This is a genomic window from Falsiroseomonas selenitidurans (genome assembly GCF_012103215.1).
Taxonomy (GTDB): Bacteria; Pseudomonadota; Alphaproteobacteria; order Acetobacterales; family Acetobacteraceae; genus Falsiroseomonas; species Falsiroseomonas selenitidurans.
Genome location: NZ_JAAVNE010000011.1, coordinates 40,897 through 55,841 on the forward strand (window position 1 = coordinate 40,897; position 14,945 = coordinate 55,841).

Here is a 14,945-nt window from a genome sequence, read left to right on the forward strand (position 1 = left end):
CTGTTATCCAAATATGATTGCCGGAGCGCCCGGCCCGGCGTCAAGCGCCCCGTGTCAGCCCGGCGGAATCTCGGCGGCCAGCAGGCTGCCGGACTGGCTTTCGGTGATCACCAGCGTCCGGCCATCGGGCGCGAAGGCGCAGTTGGTGGGCATCCGGCCGAAGCCGGTGCAATCCACCCGGTGCGTCGCCACGCCATGCGGGTCCACCACCCAGACCTGCCCATGCCCCGGGTTGCAGACGAACAGCCGGTCCGCCGCATCCACCGCCATGCCATCGGGGCCGGAGGTGCCGGCCGGCACCCGGAAGAACAGGTTGGCCTTGGCCACCACCGCATCCGGCCGCAGGGCGAAGCGCCAGACCTCGCAGGACCGGGTCATGGCCACCAGCAGATGCGTGCGCGCGCGGTTCAGCACCAGGCCATTCGGGCTTGGCCCGTTGCCGATCAGCCGGTCCATCCGCCCATCCGCATGCAGCCGCCACACCCGCCCCGTGGGGTCCTGCAGGCCGGTCTGGCCCTGGTCGGTGACGATCACGCTGCCATCCGGGTGCAGGATGAGGTCGTTCAGCCCACGGAAGCCCTCGGACAGCACCGTCTCCAGCAGCGGCGCCATGGCGCCGGAACGCGGATCGAGCGTCAGCAGCCCATGGCGGTAATCCGCCACCAGCAGCTCCCCCTCCCGCGCCGCCAGGCCGTTCGGCCAGCCCTCGTACTCCACCACCGTCTCCCACTGGCTGCCGGAGACGCGGAACACGCGGCCATGCGGGATGTCGGTGCAGAACAGGTTGCCCGCCGCATCGAAGCAGGGGCCTTCCAGGAAGCTGTCCACCGGCGCGCCGCCGCGATTGGCGTCCGCCCAGGCGCTGCGGCGCAGCCGGCGCTGCGCCTCCGGCAGGCGGGAGAGCAGGGCGGGGGCGATGACGGCTGGGGGGGCGGTCCACATGCGCCAAGCCTGCCCGGGTCTTGCCGTTCCGCCAAGCCGGCGCCAGACTCCCCCGTATGGGACGAACGCTCTTCCAGAAGATTTGGGACCAGCATGTGGTGCAGGCCCGCGATGACGGGCTGGCGCTGCTGTATGTGGACCGCCACTATTTCCATGAGGGCAGTTTCCACGCCTTCAACATGCTGAGGGCCCGTGGCCTTCCGGTGCGCCGGCCGGACCTGACCTTCGGCTTCGGCGACCACTATGCGCCCACCACGGCGCGCCGCACCGCCGATGTGGCGGACCCCGAGATCCGCGGCATCATCGAGACCTTCGAGGCCAATGCCCGGGCGCACCGCATCCGCGCCTTCGAACTGGCGGACCCGGACCAGGGCATCGTCCATGTCGCCGGGCCGGAACAGGGGCTGACCCTGCCGGGGATGACGGTGGTGTGCGGCGACAGCCACACCTCCACCCATGGCGCGCTGGGCGCGCTGGCCTTTGGCATCGGCGCCAGCGAGGTGGCGCATGTGCTGGCCACCCAGACCATCTGGCAGACCCCGCCGAAGCAGATCCGCTGCGCCTTCGAGGGCACGCTGCCGGAAGGCAGCACCGCCAAGGACATGGCGCTGGCGCTGATTGCGCAGATCGGCACCGGCGGCGGCCTGGGCGGCGCCATCGAATTCGCCGGGTCCGCCGTGCGCGCGCTCTCGGTCGAAGCCCGCCTGACGCTGTGCAACATGGCGATCGAGGCCGGCGCGCGCACCGGCATGGTGGCGCCCGATGCCACCACCGCCGCCTGGCTGGCCGGCCGCCCGCACGCCCCGGCGCAGCCCGACCCGGCCTGGGAGGCGCTGTTCACCGATGCCGACGCCACCTTCGACTCGGCGGTGACGCTGGACGCCGCGACGATCCGCCCCATGGCCACCTGGGGCACCAGCCCGGAGGAAGCCGTGCCGCTGTCCGGTCGCATACCGCGCGCCGAGGAAGCCCCGGACGAAGCCAGGCAAAAGGCCTGGGCGCGCAGCCTGGACTACATGGGCCTGCAGGGTGGCGAGGCGATGGCCGATGTCCGGCTGGACCGCGTCTTCCTCGGCTCCTGCACCAATGCGCGGATCGAGGATCTGCGCGCCGCCGCCGCCGTGCTGCGCGGCCGGCGCATCGCCGTGCCCATGCTGGTCTCCCCCGGTTCCTCCCGCGTCAAGCGCGCGGCGGAGGCGGAGGGGCTGGACCGGGTGTTCCGGGAGGCCGGGGCGCGGTGGGAGGAAAGCGCCTGCGCGCTCTGCGTCTCCATGCATGGCGAGACGGTGGGGGAGGGGGAGCGCTGCGCCTCCACCTCCAATCGCAACTTCGCGGGGCGCCAGGGGCGCGGGGCGCGGACGCATCTGGTCTCGCCCGCCTCGGCCGCCGCCTCCGCCCTGGCCGGCCGGCTGGTGAGTGCCGCCTGATGGAACCCTTCACCCGCTACACCGCCATCGCGGCGCCCTTCGACCAGGCGAATGTCGATACCGACCAGATCATGCCGGCGCGGTTCATGCGCCGCCCGCGTGACGAACGCTATGCGACCTACGGCTTCCATGACCAGCGCTACACGCCGGAGGGCGCGAAGCGGCCCGACTTCATCCTCAATCAGCCGCCCTTCGATGCCGCCGGCATCCTGGTGGCCGGGCGCAATTTCGGCGTGGGGTCCTCGCGGGAGGCGGCGGTCTATGCGCTGCTGGCCATGGGCCATCGTTGCGTCGTGGCGCCCAGCTTCGGCGATATTTTCTTCTCCAACGCGCTGAAGAACGGGCTGCTGCCGGTGCGCCTGCCCGAGTCGACGGTGAATGCCCTGCGCCAGGCCGTCGCAACCAGCCCGGGTACCACACTTTCGGTTGATCTTGAGCGGCAGGAATTGACCGGGCCGGATGGCACCGCGCATCAATTCGCCATTCCAGGCTTCGCCCGCGAATGCCTGTTGCGGGGCCTGGACGAAATCGGGCTGACCCTGACCCTGGCGCCCGATATCGCCGCCTTCGAGGCGCGGCGTGACGCAGCAAGGTAACCTGCAGGAAACTTGACGCGAGCGGTCAGGATCGGTTTGGGTGCCTTCCGAAAATCGGATGTCCCCCATGCGTTTCCCTGCCCCGGCCGCGCGTCGCGCGGCTTTGTCTCCTTTCCTGGGGCGCCTCCTGGCTGGCGCGCTTCTCGGCCTGACCCTGTCCTCCCCCGCCGCACTGGCCCAGTTCGGGCCGCAGGGCCCGCCGGCCGTCGGCGTGCTGGCGGTGGAACGCCGCCCGGTACGCGAAAGCACGGAATTCGTCGGCAGGGTGGAGGCGCAGAACCGCGTCGACCTGCGCGCCCGCGTCACCGGCTTCCTGCAGGAGCGTGCCTTCCGCGAAGGGCAGGAGGTGACGGAAGGGCAGGTGCTGTTCCGGCTTGAACGCCCGCCCTTCGAGGCCGAGGTGGCGCGCGCCCAGGCGCAGGTGGCCTCCGCCCAGGCGGAATTGCAGAACGCCAACAGCGCCCTGGCCCGGGCGCGGGACCTGGTGCGCAGCGCCGCCGGCACGCAGGTGCGGGTGGAGGAGGCAACCGCCGCCCAGCGCACCGCCCAGGCCAACCTGCTGGCCGCCCAGGCGCAGCTGCGGGTGGCGGAGATCAACCAGGGCTATACCGAGGTGAAGGCCCCCTTCGCCGGCAAGATCGGGCGTTCCACCTTCTCGGTCGGCGCCGTGGTCGGGCCGAGCAGCGACCCGCTGGCCACCATCGTCAGCCAGGACCCGATGCGCGTCTCCTTCCCCGTCAACCTGCGCACCGGAACCGAGCTGCGCGACCGCTATGCCGGCCGCGGCGGGGCGGACGCCACGCGGGTGCGCATCCGCCTGATCACCGGCGAGATCTATGACGAGGTCGGGCGGATCGCGTTCATCGACCCGCAGGTGGACCGCAACACGGATACCATCCTGGTCCGCGCCCTGATCCCGAACCCGCCGCGCGGCCAGGCGAACAGCGATGGCAGCGTCGATCGCGCGCTGATCGACGGCATGTTCGTGAATGTCTTCGTGGAAGGCGCGCAGCCGGTGCCGCTGGTGGTGATCCCGCGCAGCGCCGTGCTGCAGGACCAGCAGGGCAGCTATGTCTGGGTGCTGGACGCGGAGAACAGGGCCGGGCGCCGGCCGCTGACGCTCGGCCGATCCATCGCCGACCAGGTGGTGGTGGAAGCTGGGCTCGAGACCGGGGAGCGCGTGGTGGTGGAAGGCGTGCAGCGCGTGCGCCCCGGCCAGCCGGTGCAGCCCGGCCCGGCCAGCGCGCCGATCCGCCCGCCCGGCGCCGCCCCTGCCCCGGCCGGCCGGCAGGGCTGACCGCGCATGATCTCCGCCGTCTTCGTCGATCGCCCCCGGCTGGCGATCGTGCTGTCCATCCTGCTCACCCTGGCGGGCGGGCTGGCCATGCTGCGCATCCCGGTGGCGCAGTTCCCGGATATCGTGCCGCCGCAGGTCTCCGTCACCACCAGCTATCCGGGCGCTTCCGCCGCCGTGGTGGAATCAACCGTGGCGCAGGTGATCGAAAGCGCGGTCAACGGCGTGGAGGGGATGATCTACATGTCCTCCAACAGCGCCAATGACGGCAGCTATTCGCTCTCCGTCTCCTTCGCCCTGGGCACCAACCCGGACATCGCCACGGTCAATGTGAACAACCGCGTGCAGTCGGCGCTGGCGCGATTGCCGTCGGAAGTGCAGCGCGCCGGCGTGACGGTGCGCAAGCAATCCTCCGCCGTGCTGCAGTTCATCGCCGTCACCTCCGAGAATCCGGAGCATGACGCGCTGTTCCTGTCCAACTACGTCACCATCAACATGCTGGACCGGCTGGCGCGCACGCCGGGCATCGGCTCCGCGCAGATTTTCGGCGCACGCGACTATTCCATGCGCATCTGGTTCGAGCTGGACCGGCTGATCAGCCTGAACCTGACGCCGGCCGACGTGGTCGCCGCCATCCAGGCGCAGAACGTGCAGGCGGCGGTGGGCCGCATCGGCGCGCAGCCGATCTCGGATGACCAGCAATACCAGATCAACCTGCAGACCCAGGGCCGCCTGACGACGCCGGAGGAATTCGGCGCCATCGTCATCCGCGCCAACCCCAACGGGTCCCTGCTGCGGCTGCGCGACGTGGCGCGGGTGGAGCTGGGTGCGGCGCGCATCGACCAGGAAAGCCGGCTGAACGGCCGCCCGGCGGTGACCATCGCCACCTACCTGTCGCCGGGCGCCAATGCGGTGACGGCGGCCTCGAACCTGGCCGGCGTGCTGGCGGAGATGTCCCGCCGCTATCCGCAGGGGATGCAGACCCAGGTCTTCTACGACACCTCCACCTTCGTCGTGGACACGATCCAGGAAGTCATCAAGACCCTGCTGGAGGCCTTCGTGCTGGTGGTGCTGGTGGTGCTGCTGTTCCTCGGCAGCTTCCGCGCCACCATCATCCCCACCATCGCCGTGCCGGTCAGCCTGATCGGCACCTTCGCCGTGCTGCTGCTGCTGGGCTTCTCGGCCAACACCGTCTCCCTCCTCGCGATGGTGCTGGCGATCGGCATCGTGGTCGATGACGCCATCGTGGTGGTGGAGAATGTCGAGCGGGTGATGTCCGAACACCCGGAGCTGACGCCGGCGGAAGCCACCAAGCGCGCGATGCGGGAAATCACCGCCCCGATCATCGCCATCACCCTGGTGCTGCTGTCGGTCTTCGTGCCGGTGGGCTTCATCCCCGGCCTGTCCGGCGTGCTGTTCAGCCAGTTCGCGGTCACCGTCTCCGTCGCCATGGTGATCTCGGCCTTCAACGCGCTGACCCTGTCGCCGGCGCTCTGCGCCATGTTCCTGCGGCCGCACCCGGTGGGGCATGGGCCGCGCAAGGGCTTCCTGGCCGCGGTGATGCGCGGCATCGACTGGGTGCGCGACCGCTACGGCAACATCGTGGTGCGGCTGGTGCGCTTTTCCTTCCTGTCGCTGGTGCTGGTGGCGCTGGCGGGCGGCGGCATCCTGTTCATGGCCAACCGGACGCCGCAGGGCTTCCTGCCGGCCGAGGACCAGGGCGCCTTCTTCGTGCAGATGCAGCTGCCCCAGGGTGCCAGCCTGTCGCGCACCCGCGCGGCGGTGGAGCAGGTGGAGGCGATCATCCGCCCGGTGCCGGGCGTGGACCGCATCCTGTCCATCGTCGGCTTCAGCCTGATCGATGGAGGCTCGCAGTCCAACGCCGCCTTCATCGTGGTGCGCATGAAGCCCTTCGAGGACCGCACCACGGCGCAGGAATCGGTCTTCGCCGCCATCGGCACGGTGTTCGGCGCGACGCAGCAGGTGCGCTCGGCCAACACCTTCGCCTTCAACATCCCGCCGATCATCGGGCTCGGCACCGGTGGCGGTTTCGAATACCAGATGCAGAACCTGGAAGGCCGTCCGCCGGAGGAGATGTTCGCCGCCATGCAGGGCCTGGCGGCGGCGGCCAACCAGGATCCGCGGCTGACGGCGGTGTTCTCCACCTTCACCGCCAACACGCCCTCGCTCTACCTCGATGTGGACCGGGACAAGGCGCAGGCGCTGGGGGTGCGGATCAGCGACATCTTCAACGCCTTGCAGACCACGCTGGGCGGCTTCTACGTCAACGACTTCAACCTGTATGGCCGGTCCTGGCAGGTGAACATCCAGGGCGAGGCGACGGATCGCGACGACATCCCCGATCTGTGGCGCATCCATGTGCGCAACAGCGCCGGGGAGATGGTGCCGCTGCGTGCCCTGGCGGAAATCCGCATCGTGCTCGGACCGCAGACCATCAACCGCTACAACAACGTCCGGTCCGTGCGCATCGGCGGCTCGCCGCGCCCGGGCATCTCCTCGGGCGATGCGCTGGCGGCGATGGAGCAGCTTTCGGACACCGCGCTGCCGGCCGGCTATGGCTATGAATGGACCGGCACGGCGTTCCAGGAAAAGCAGGCCAGCGGGCAGACCGGCATCATCATGGCCCTGGCCCTGCTGTTCGCCTACCTGTTCCTGGTGGCGCTGTACGAAAGCTGGGTGATCCCGATCCCGGTGCTGATGTCGATCTCGGTCGGCGCGCTGGGGTCCTTCGCCGCGATCTCCGTCGCCGGCCTGTCGCTGGACGTCTATGCGCAGGTCGGCCTCGTGGTGCTGATCGCGCTGGCGGCGAAGAACGGCATCCTGATCGTCGAATTCGCCAAGGAGAAGCGCGAGGAAGGGATGCCGGTGCGGGAGGCCGCGGTGCTGGGCGCGCGGCTGCGCTTCCGCGCCGTCATCATGACCTCCGTCGCCTTCATCCTGGGCCTGGTGCCGCTGATCATCGCCTCCGGCGCCGCCAGCGCCTCCCGCCGCGCGGTGGGCACGCCGGTGTTCGGCGGCATGCTGGCGGCCTCGCTGATCGGCATCTTCATCATCCCGATGCTCTATGTCGTGTTCCAGACGATGCGGGAGAAGACGCGGGCGCGCTTCGGCGGGGCGCGCCGGCCCGACGCCCCGACGCCGGCTGCGGCGGAGTAGCGCGGCGCCCGCGGCGGCGGTGAATTCGGCCCTGCCGGCGGACGCCGCGGTTTGCCGGCCGGGCTGGATATGCCACCTTGGCCATGCGGAATCAGGATCGATCCGCAGGGGGGTGACGATTGGCGCGCATCGTCATCGCGGCACGGGGCGCGCAGGGCGACATCTTCCCATTCCTGGCGCTGGCGCATGGCCTGCAGGCGCGCGGCCATCCGGTGCGCCTGGCCGCACCGGGGCACCACCAGGGGCTGATCGAAGGCGCCGGCATAGGCTTTGTTCGGGCGGGGCCGGACCCGCCGAGGACGGTGCGGCAGGATTCGCAACGCCGGCTGCTGGCCGATCCCGGCCGCGGCGAGAGCTTCCGGATGCGGGAGGTGATCGGCCCCGGGGTGCGGCAGACCCATGCGGAGCTGGTCGCCGCCTGCCGCGATTTCGGCTGCGAATTGCTGCTGGGCAGCGCCAGCCAGCCGGTGGCGCCGATGGCGGCGGAGACGCTGGGCCTCCCCTGGGTACCGGCGCTGATGCAGCCCATCGCCTTCCTGTCCGCCCATGACCCGCCAGTGCCGCCGGGCCTGCCCTGGCTGGCCGGGCTGGTCGGGCTGGGTCCGCTGGTCGGGCGGCCGCTGCGCCTGCTCGCCCAGGCCGCGCTGGCGCGCTGGGGCCGGGCGCTGGCCGAGGCGCGGCGCGAGCTTGGCCTGCCGCCGGCCCGGGATGCGCTGCTGAACCACGCGGCGGTGCCACCCTTCGGCCTGGCGCTGTTTTCACCGCAGCTGGCCCGGCCGCAGCCGGATTGGGCGGGTGGCGCCACGCCCACCGGGTTCTGCCGCTGGCCGGGCGGGGCCCTGGCGCCGGAGGTGGCGGATTTCCTGCTCTCCGGCCCAGCGCCGCTGGTCGCCAGCCTCGGCGGCTCCATGGCGGTGATCGGCGGCGACCGGTCGGATGCGATCTATGCCGCAACCATCGCCGCGGCGGGCCGGCTGGGCCTGCGCGTGCTGCTGCTCTCGGGCTCCGACGCCGCGCAGGCCCGGCTGCCGGCGAGGCTGCCGCCCGGGGTGCTGGCGGTGCCGCGCGCGCCGATGGACGTGATCTTCCCGCATGCCGCGCTGGTGCTGCACCATGGCGGGTCGGGCACCACCGACCTTGCCCTGGCCGCGGGACGGCCGATGCTGGTGGTGCCCTTCACCAGCGACCAGCTTGACAATGCCGCGCGGCTGGCCCGGCGCGGGGTGGCCGAGGTCCTGCGTGCCGGGCGCTGCACCGAGGCGCGGATCGCCGCCGCGCTGGCCCGGTTGCAGCGCCCGGCGGTGGTGCAGGAGGCCGCGGCGCTGGGCGCGCTGGTGGTGGCGGAGGAGGGCGTGGTGGCCGCCTGCGCGGTGATCGAGCGCCATGTCGGGCGCCCGCCGCTCAAGCTTCCGCCGGCGCTGCGCCCACCCCCTTCACGGCAGGCCCTTCGGCAGCAGATACTGGTGCGAAGCAGCGGGGATGTGACGCCATGGCGAAGTTCGGATTGAGCCAGTCGGTGCGGCGGGTCGAGGATCCGCGCCTCTTGACGGGGCGCGGCCAGTACACGGATGACATCGCCATGCCGGGCCAGGCGCATGGCATCGTGCTGCGCAGCCCGCAGGCGCATGCCACCATCGCCAGCCTGGACACCAGCGCAGCGCTGGCCGTGCCCGGCGTGCTGGCGGTGATCACCGCCGCCGACCTCAAGGCCGCCGGCATCGGCGACCTGCCCTGCCTGATCCCGCTGAAGAACCGCGACGGCTCGCCGCGCGGCAATACCCCGCGCCCGGCGCTTGCGGATGGCGTGGTGCGCCATGTCGGCGACCCGGTCGCCTTCATCGTGGCGGAGACCGCCCAGGCCGCCCGCGACGGCGCCGAGGCGGTTGAGGTGGCGTATGACGCGCTGCCCGCCGCGACCGACCTCGCCACGGCCTGGGAGCCGGGGCAGCCCGCGGTCTGGCCGGAAATCGCCAACAACGTGGTCTTCGACTGGGAAGCCGGCGACAAGGCCAAGGCGGATGCCGCCTTCGCCCGCGCCGCCCATGTCACCCGGCTGACCGTGGTGAACAACCGCGTCGTCGTCGCCAGCATGGAGGCCCGCGCCGCCGCCGCCGCCTGGGATGGCGACAAGCTGACCCTGCACACCAATACCCAGGGCTCCTGGCTGCTGAAGAACATCCTCTCGGGCAGCATCTTCAACATCCCGGCGGAGAAGGTCCGCGTGGTGACGCCGGATGTCGGCGGCGGCTTCGGGATGAAGCTGTTCCTCTACCCGGAGCATGTGCTGGTCTGCTTCGCCGCGCGCCAGCTGGGCCGCCCGGTGCGCTGGGCCAGCGAGCGCAGCGAGGCCTTCCTCTCGGACACCCATGGCCGCGACAACATCACCCTCGGTGAACTGGCCACGGATGCCGACGGCAAGTTCCTGGCGCTGCGGACGCGCAACTACGCCGGCATGGGGGCGTACCTGTCCACCTTCGCGCCCTTCATCCCGACCGGCGCCGGCACCAAGGTGCTGGCCAGCGTCTACGGCTTCGAGGCGATCCACGCCCATGTCATCGGCGTGCTGACCAATACGGTGCCGGTGGACGCCTATCGCGGCGCCGGGCGGCCGGAGAGCAACTACCTGGTGGAACGGCTGATCGACGCCACGGCGCGGCAGATCGGCGTGGACCGCATCGAGCTGCGCCGCCGCAACATGGTGCAGCAGAGCGCGATGCCCTGGCTCTCCGCCATGGGCCAGCGCTACGACAGCGGCGATTTCGCGCAGCTGATGGACGCCGCCTTGGCGAAGATCGACTGGGCGGGCTTCCCGGCGCGGCGTGCGGAGGCCGCGCGACGCGGCAAGCAGCGCGGCATCGGCCTGGCCTACTACCTGGAAGCAACCGGCGGCGCGGCGACCGAGAATGCCAAGGTCGTCTTTGCCGATGACGGGATGGTCGACCTCTATGTCGGCACGCAATCCACCGGCCAGGGCCACGAGACAGCCTATGCCATGATGACCAGCCACGAGCTGGGCATCCCGATCGACAAGATCCGGGTGCGGCAGGGCGACAGCGAGACGCTGCCCTCCGGCGGCGGTACCGGCGGCGCGCGCAGCCTTTACTCGGAAGGCCAGGCCATCCTGGTGACCACCGCCAGCGTGGTGGAGAAGGGCAAGCAGGCCGCGGCCGAGCAGCTCGAGACCTCCGTCGCCGATATCGAATTCGTCTCCGCGGGCGGGCGCTTCGAAGTGGCGGGCACCGATCGCGGCATCGGCATCCTCGACCTCGCCGCCGTGCAGCGCCGGCGCGTGGCGGCGGGCGAAAGCGCGATCCTGCTGGATGCGATGGAGACCGCGAATATCGACACCCACACCTTCCCCAATGGCTGCCACGTGGCGGAGGTGGAGGTGGACCCCGAGACCGGCATCGTCACCGTGCCGCGCTACATCGTGGTGGACGATGTGGGCCATGCGCTGAACCCGCTGATCGTCCGCGGCCAGGTGCATGGCGGCGTGGCGCAGGGCATCGGCCAGGCACTGCATGAGCGCACGGCCTATGACAACGGATCCGGCCAGCTGTTGTCGGCCTCCTTCATGGATTACTGCCTGCCGCGGGCGGAGGATCTGCCGGACATCGATGTCGACCTGATCGAGGTGACCTGCGAGACCAACCCGCTGGGCGTGAAGGGCGCGGGCGAGGCCGGGGCCGTGGGCTCCCCGCCCGCCGCCATGAACGCGCTGGTGGATGCGCTGACGCCGGCCGGCGTGACGCATATCGACATGCCGGCCACGCCGGAGACGGTGTGGAAGGCGCTGCAGGCCGCGAAGGCAGCCTGAGCCGGATGCCCTCGCCCCCCTCTGGGGGGGCGGGTGGCACCGCTACGTCGCCACCAGCCGATGCTGCGCCCGGGCCAGCCGGCGCAGCGGCGGCGCCTCCTCCGGCACCGCCAGGAAGTCCCAGAGCCCCGGAATGCTGTCGGCGCGCAGGAAGCGTTCCGGCGTCAGCAGCGGGTTGCCGATGATGTCGAACAGCATGTAGCCGCGCGTGGCGAACCAGGTGAACACCGCCGCCGGCTCCACGCCATAGGCACCGTAGGATCGGTGGCCGAATTCGAAGCTGATCGCCGGGCGCAGCCGCTCGATCAGCGCGGCGCCGCCGCGGATGGCGTCGAACTCGCCGCCCTCGATGTCGATCTTGATGAAGGCGAGCCGCGGCAGGTGGCCGAGCAGCGTGTCCAGCTTCACCGTGCGCACGGTGATGCGCCGGGTGCGCATGTTCGGCTGGTCGTATTCGCGCTGCTGCAGGCCGCTGTAGCCCGGCGCATCCACGGCGACGACGTAGTCGGCCTCGCCATCCACGGCCGCCACGGCGCATTCATGCAGGGTCACATGCTCCCGCCCCGGCCATGCCAGACCGGGGCGCAGATCCGCGGCCATGCCGGGATTGGCCTCGAAGGCGTGCAGCGCCCCGCCGGGGCCGCGAATGGCGTCCGCCATCGGCATGGTGTGGGTGCCCTTGAAGGCGCCGATGTCGATGGCGATGTCGCCGGGATGCAGCAGGCCGGTGTAGAAGCGACGCAGCAGCGCCTCGTAATCCACCGGCCGGCCGGCCTTCTGCCGGTCGCGCAGCGCGGCATATTGCTCGGCAAGGGACGGCATCCGGTGGGTCCTTGCGCTGTTTGCCGGCTGGAGCCGATTCACCGCCAGCGAAGACGGTGAAACGGCTCCGGCCTATTGTCTTGACGCATTTTCTGGCTCGCCTTGCGAAGCCGCAAGGCTTGAAAATGGTCTGGGCCAGAGCAGGCTGCGTTCGCTCGAACCCAGCTCGTGCGCTAGAAATCTTTGATTCTGCGGCAAAAATGCGTTCAGATGATGCCATCTGACCGCATTTTTCTCTAGCGGAAGACCAGGTTGATCAGACGGCAGGTGTCCAGACGCCGCCTTTCCTCGCTGCGCCCGTCCATCCAGACGATCCGCACGTCGTTGACGCAATCGCCGGCCGGCAGACGCACGGCCAGATGGCGGCCGGGCGGCAGCACCTCCGTCCCCAGCCGGTCCTCGCCCCAGGCATTGTCCCGCACCGAGGAGACATAGACCTCCCGCACCGGCTGGCCGCCATGGTTCACCAGGTTGAAGGAGGGGTTGGCCTGGCGGCCGGACTGCACCGCCGCGGCGCTGCCGAAGACCATCTGGGTGATCCGGCAGGTATCCTGCCGGCGCCGTTCCTCCGGCCGCCCATCGGCATAGACCACCCGCACATCCTGCAGGCAGCCGGCGCCGGGGGCGATGCGGATGGGCATGGCGGCGCCATTCGCCAGCACCGATGTCTGCAGCAGGTCATGCCCCCAATACTGGTCCTGGCTGGCCGAGACATAGACCTCCCGGATCGGTTGGCCGCTGCGGTTCACCAGGGTGAAGGAGGGATCGCCCTGCGCCAGGGCCGTGGTGCCCGGCAGGACCAGGGATGCCAGCAGCAGCAGCAGGCCGAGGACCAGGCGGCGGGGCGGGCGTGGCGGCGGCGGCGTCTGGCGGGTCATGCGGTCAGCCTAACCGGGCGCGGCGGGCTGCTCAACCAGCCTTTGGCCGGAGCCTCGACCGGCCCTCGGCCGTGGGTCGGTCGCTCACCCGGCCAGGGTCTGCGGCGCCAGGCTTTCCGGCGGCGGCAGGCCGGCCCAGCCGGCCAGATCCTCCAGCGCCGTGCGGTCCATGATCTCCAGCCGCCCCTTGTTCAGCGTGGCCACGCCATCCTTGCGCAGCGCCGCCAGGGCGCGGTTGGCGTGTTCCACGGAAAGCCCCAGCGCATCCGCCAGATGCGCCTGCTTCAGCGGTACCGCCGCGCCACGCGCATCGGCGCCACCACGGCGCAGCAGCCTTCCATGCAGTTCCAGCAGCAGATGCGCCACGCGCCCGGCCGCATCGCGCCGGCCCAGGCTGGTGAGTCTTTCGCGCATTCGCGCCCGGTCGCGGGTCAGCCCGTCCACATAGGACATGGCGAGGCCCGGGTCGCGGCCCATGAAGGCGCACAGCCTTTCGCGCGACAGGATGCAGAAGCTGGAATCGGTCAGCGCCTCCACCTCCGCCGCATCCTCGCTCCGTTCCACCAGGTCGCCGGGCAGGTGGAAATCCAGCACCTGGCGGCGGCCATCCGGCGTGGCGGTCCAGCTGAAGGCCCAGCCGGCATACATGGTGAAGATGGAATCGAGGATGGCATCGCCCGCCCGCACCAGCCGGACGCCGGACCGGATCCGGGCGATCTCCCCCACCCGGGCCTGCGGGATCACGCGGAACAGGGCGAAGGGGCGGACCGCGCAGGCGGCGCAGCTTCCGGGCAGCGGGGTGAGGTTCGCGTTGCGGCTCATCGGCTGTGTTTTCCTGGCGGGACGCGCAGTCCATCCCACACCTGCAACCTACGCTCTCAACCCCGTGAAGGGAATGCGCGTTTGCGTCATGGCTGCCCCGGGGCACCCCTTTGCGTGGCACCACACGGCGACTTGCAGTGGGCGCCGCGGCGGTTGAACCTGCGCCGGTCGCAAGGGAGACGCCCAGGATGTCCGGATTCGCCTCGGCCAATGACATGGCCGACAAGACCGTCTCCTTCGATGAGCTCGGCCCGGGGCTCTTCGCCTATACGGCGGAAGGCGACCCCAATTCGGGCGTCATCGTCGGGCCGGACGGGGTGGTGGTGGTGGACGCCCAGGCGACGCCGGCCATGGCGCAGGACGTGATGGCGCGCATCGCCACCGTCACCCCGCGGCATGTCGGCCAGGTGGTGCTGACGCATTACCACGCGGTGCGGGTGCTGGGCGCCAGCGGCTATGGCAACCCCGTCATCATCGCCAGCGAGGCCACGCGCGACCTGATCGTGGAACGCGGCCAGGCCGACATGGACAGCGAGATCGGCCGCTTCCCGCGCCTGTTCCGCGGGCGGGAAAGCATCCCCGGCCTGACCTGGCCCACCCATACCTTCCAGAAGCGGATGACGCTGTGGCTGGGGCAGCGGGAGGCGCAGGTGATCCATGTCGGCCGCAGCCACACGGCCGGGGACACGGTGGTGTGGCTGCCGAAGGAGCGCGTGCTGTTCGCCGGCGATACGGTGGAATTCGGCGCCACCCCCTATTGCGGCGACGCGCATTTCGCCGATTGGTCCGCCACGCTGGATGCCGTGGCGGCGCTGGGGGCGGAGAAGCTGGTGCCCGGCCGCGGCCGCGCGCTGCTGACCGCCGCCGACTGCCGGGAGGCGATCGAGGGCACGCGGTCCTTCACCACGGACCTGTTCACCCGCGTGCGGGAAGGCGTGGCGAAGGACTGGGACCTGAAGGCGATCTACGACGACACCATGGGCTTCATGCGCCCCAGATACGGGCATTGGGTGATCTTCGAACACTGCATGCCCTTCAACGTCACCCGCGCCTTCGACGAGGCGCAGGGTCTCGCCCATCCGCGCATCTGGACCGCGGAGCGCGATGTGGCGATGTGGCAGGCGCTGGAACACGGCACGGCGATGAAAAGCGCGGAGGCGCGGGGCTGAG

General features: G+C 70.8%; 11 protein-coding genes. 7 read left to right on the top strand and 4 right to left on the bottom strand.

Going from position 1 to position 14,945, the window contains the following annotated elements; all coding sequences use genetic code 11:
• Positions 1-54: 54 nt before the first annotated feature.
• Complete coding sequence (locus HEQ75_RS08950) at positions 55-942, bottom strand: SMP-30/gluconolactonase/LRE family protein (protein WP_168029440.1); 888 nt, start codon at positions 940-942, stop codon at positions 55-57.
• A 56-nt stretch (positions 943-998) separates the two neighbouring features.
• Here HEQ75_RS08950 and leuC point away from each other — a divergent pair, with 56 nt between their 5' ends.
• From leuC to HEQ75_RS08980, 6 genes are all read left to right on the top strand, one after another.
• Positions 999-2,369, top strand: coding sequence for a 3-isopropylmalate dehydratase large subunit (gene leuC, locus HEQ75_RS08955; protein WP_168029442.1), 1,371 nt, complete (start codon positions 999-1,001; stop codon positions 2,367-2,369).
• Positions 2,369-2,965: a 3-isopropylmalate dehydratase small subunit gene (leuD, locus tag HEQ75_RS08960; protein ID WP_168029444.1), complete on the top strand. Its 597-nt coding sequence runs from the start codon at positions 2,369-2,371 to the stop codon at positions 2,963-2,965. Before leuC ends, leuD begins: the two co-directional genes overlap by 1 nt.
• 103 nt (positions 2,966-3,068) lie before the next feature.
• On the top strand, positions 3,069-4,262 hold the full coding sequence (locus HEQ75_RS08965) for an efflux RND transporter periplasmic adaptor subunit (RefSeq protein ID WP_235961419.1): 1,194 nt from the start codon (positions 3,069-3,071) through the stop codon (positions 4,260-4,262).
• A gap of 6 nt (positions 4,263-4,268) precedes the next feature.
• Positions 4,269-7,436: an efflux RND transporter permease subunit gene (locus tag HEQ75_RS08970; protein WP_168029448.1), complete on the top strand. Its 3,168-nt coding sequence runs from the start codon at positions 4,269-4,271 to the stop codon at positions 7,434-7,436.
• A gap of 119 nt (positions 7,437-7,555) precedes the next feature.
• Complete coding sequence (locus tag HEQ75_RS08975) at positions 7,556-8,944, top strand: glycosyltransferase (protein ID WP_168029450.1); 1,389 nt, start codon at positions 7,556-7,558, stop codon at positions 8,942-8,944.
• Positions 8,926-11,253 (top strand): xanthine dehydrogenase family protein molybdopterin-binding subunit, encoded by a 2,328-nt coding sequence (locus HEQ75_RS08980; protein WP_168029452.1) that lies wholly within the window; start codon positions 8,926-8,928, stop codon positions 11,251-11,253. The genes HEQ75_RS08975 and HEQ75_RS08980 overlap by 19 nt, the downstream gene beginning before the upstream one ends.
• A 42-nt stretch (positions 11,254-11,295) precedes the next feature.
• Here the strand turns inward: HEQ75_RS08980 and HEQ75_RS08985 are convergent, their stop codons facing one another.
• The 3 genes from HEQ75_RS08985 to HEQ75_RS08995 form a co-directional block, all read right to left on the bottom strand.
• Positions 11,296-12,075, bottom strand: a complete 780-nt coding sequence (locus tag HEQ75_RS08985) for an FkbM family methyltransferase (protein ID WP_168029454.1) — start codon at positions 12,073-12,075, stop codon at positions 11,296-11,298.
• Between the two features lie 236 nt (positions 12,076-12,311).
• Positions 12,312-12,953, bottom strand: a complete 642-nt coding sequence (locus HEQ75_RS08990; protein WP_168029456.1) for a hypothetical protein — start codon at positions 12,951-12,953, stop codon at positions 12,312-12,314.
• An 84-nt stretch (positions 12,954-13,037) separates the two neighbouring features.
• A complete protein-coding gene (locus HEQ75_RS08995) occupies positions 13,038-13,775 on the bottom strand; it encodes a Crp/Fnr family transcriptional regulator (RefSeq protein WP_168029458.1) in 738 nt (245 codons plus the stop codon).
• Positions 13,776-13,963: 188 nt separating this feature from the next.
• Here HEQ75_RS08995 and HEQ75_RS09000 point away from each other — a divergent pair, with 188 nt between their 5' ends.
• On the top strand, positions 13,964-14,944 hold the full coding sequence (locus HEQ75_RS09000) for an MBL fold metallo-hydrolase (RefSeq protein ID WP_168029460.1): 981 nt from the start codon (positions 13,964-13,966) through the stop codon (positions 14,942-14,944).
• The last annotated feature ends 1 nt before the right edge of the window (position 14,945 follow it).

Coding starts and splice junctions, on each gene's coding strand:
- HEQ75_RS08970 (WP_168029448.1), top strand. CDS start 4,269: ATGATCTCCGCCGTCTTCGTCGATCGCCCCCGGCTGGCGATCGTGCTG.
- HEQ75_RS09000 (WP_168029460.1), top strand. CDS start 13,964: ATGTCCGGATTCGCCTCGGCCAATGACATGGCCGACAAGACCGTCTCC.
- HEQ75_RS08950 (WP_168029440.1), bottom strand. CDS start 942: ATGTGGACCGCCCCCCCAGCCGTCATCGCCCCCGCCCTGCTCTCCCGC.
- leuD (WP_168029444.1), top strand. CDS start 2,369: ATGGAACCCTTCACCCGCTACACCGCCATCGCGGCGCCCTTCGACCAG.
- HEQ75_RS08985 (WP_168029454.1), bottom strand. CDS start 12,075: ATGCCGTCCCTTGCCGAGCAATATGCCGCGCTGCGCGACCGGCAGAAG.
- HEQ75_RS08980 (WP_168029452.1), top strand. CDS start 8,926: ATGGCGAAGTTCGGATTGAGCCAGTCGGTGCGGCGGGTCGAGGATCCG.
- HEQ75_RS08995 (WP_168029458.1), bottom strand. CDS start 13,775: ATGAGCCGCAACGCGAACCTCACCCCGCTGCCCGGAAGCTGCGCCGCC.
- leuC (WP_168029442.1), top strand. CDS start 999: ATGGGACGAACGCTCTTCCAGAAGATTTGGGACCAGCATGTGGTGCAG.
- HEQ75_RS08990 (WP_168029456.1), bottom strand. CDS start 12,953: ATGACCCGCCAGACGCCGCCGCCGCCACGCCCGCCCCGCCGCCTGGTC.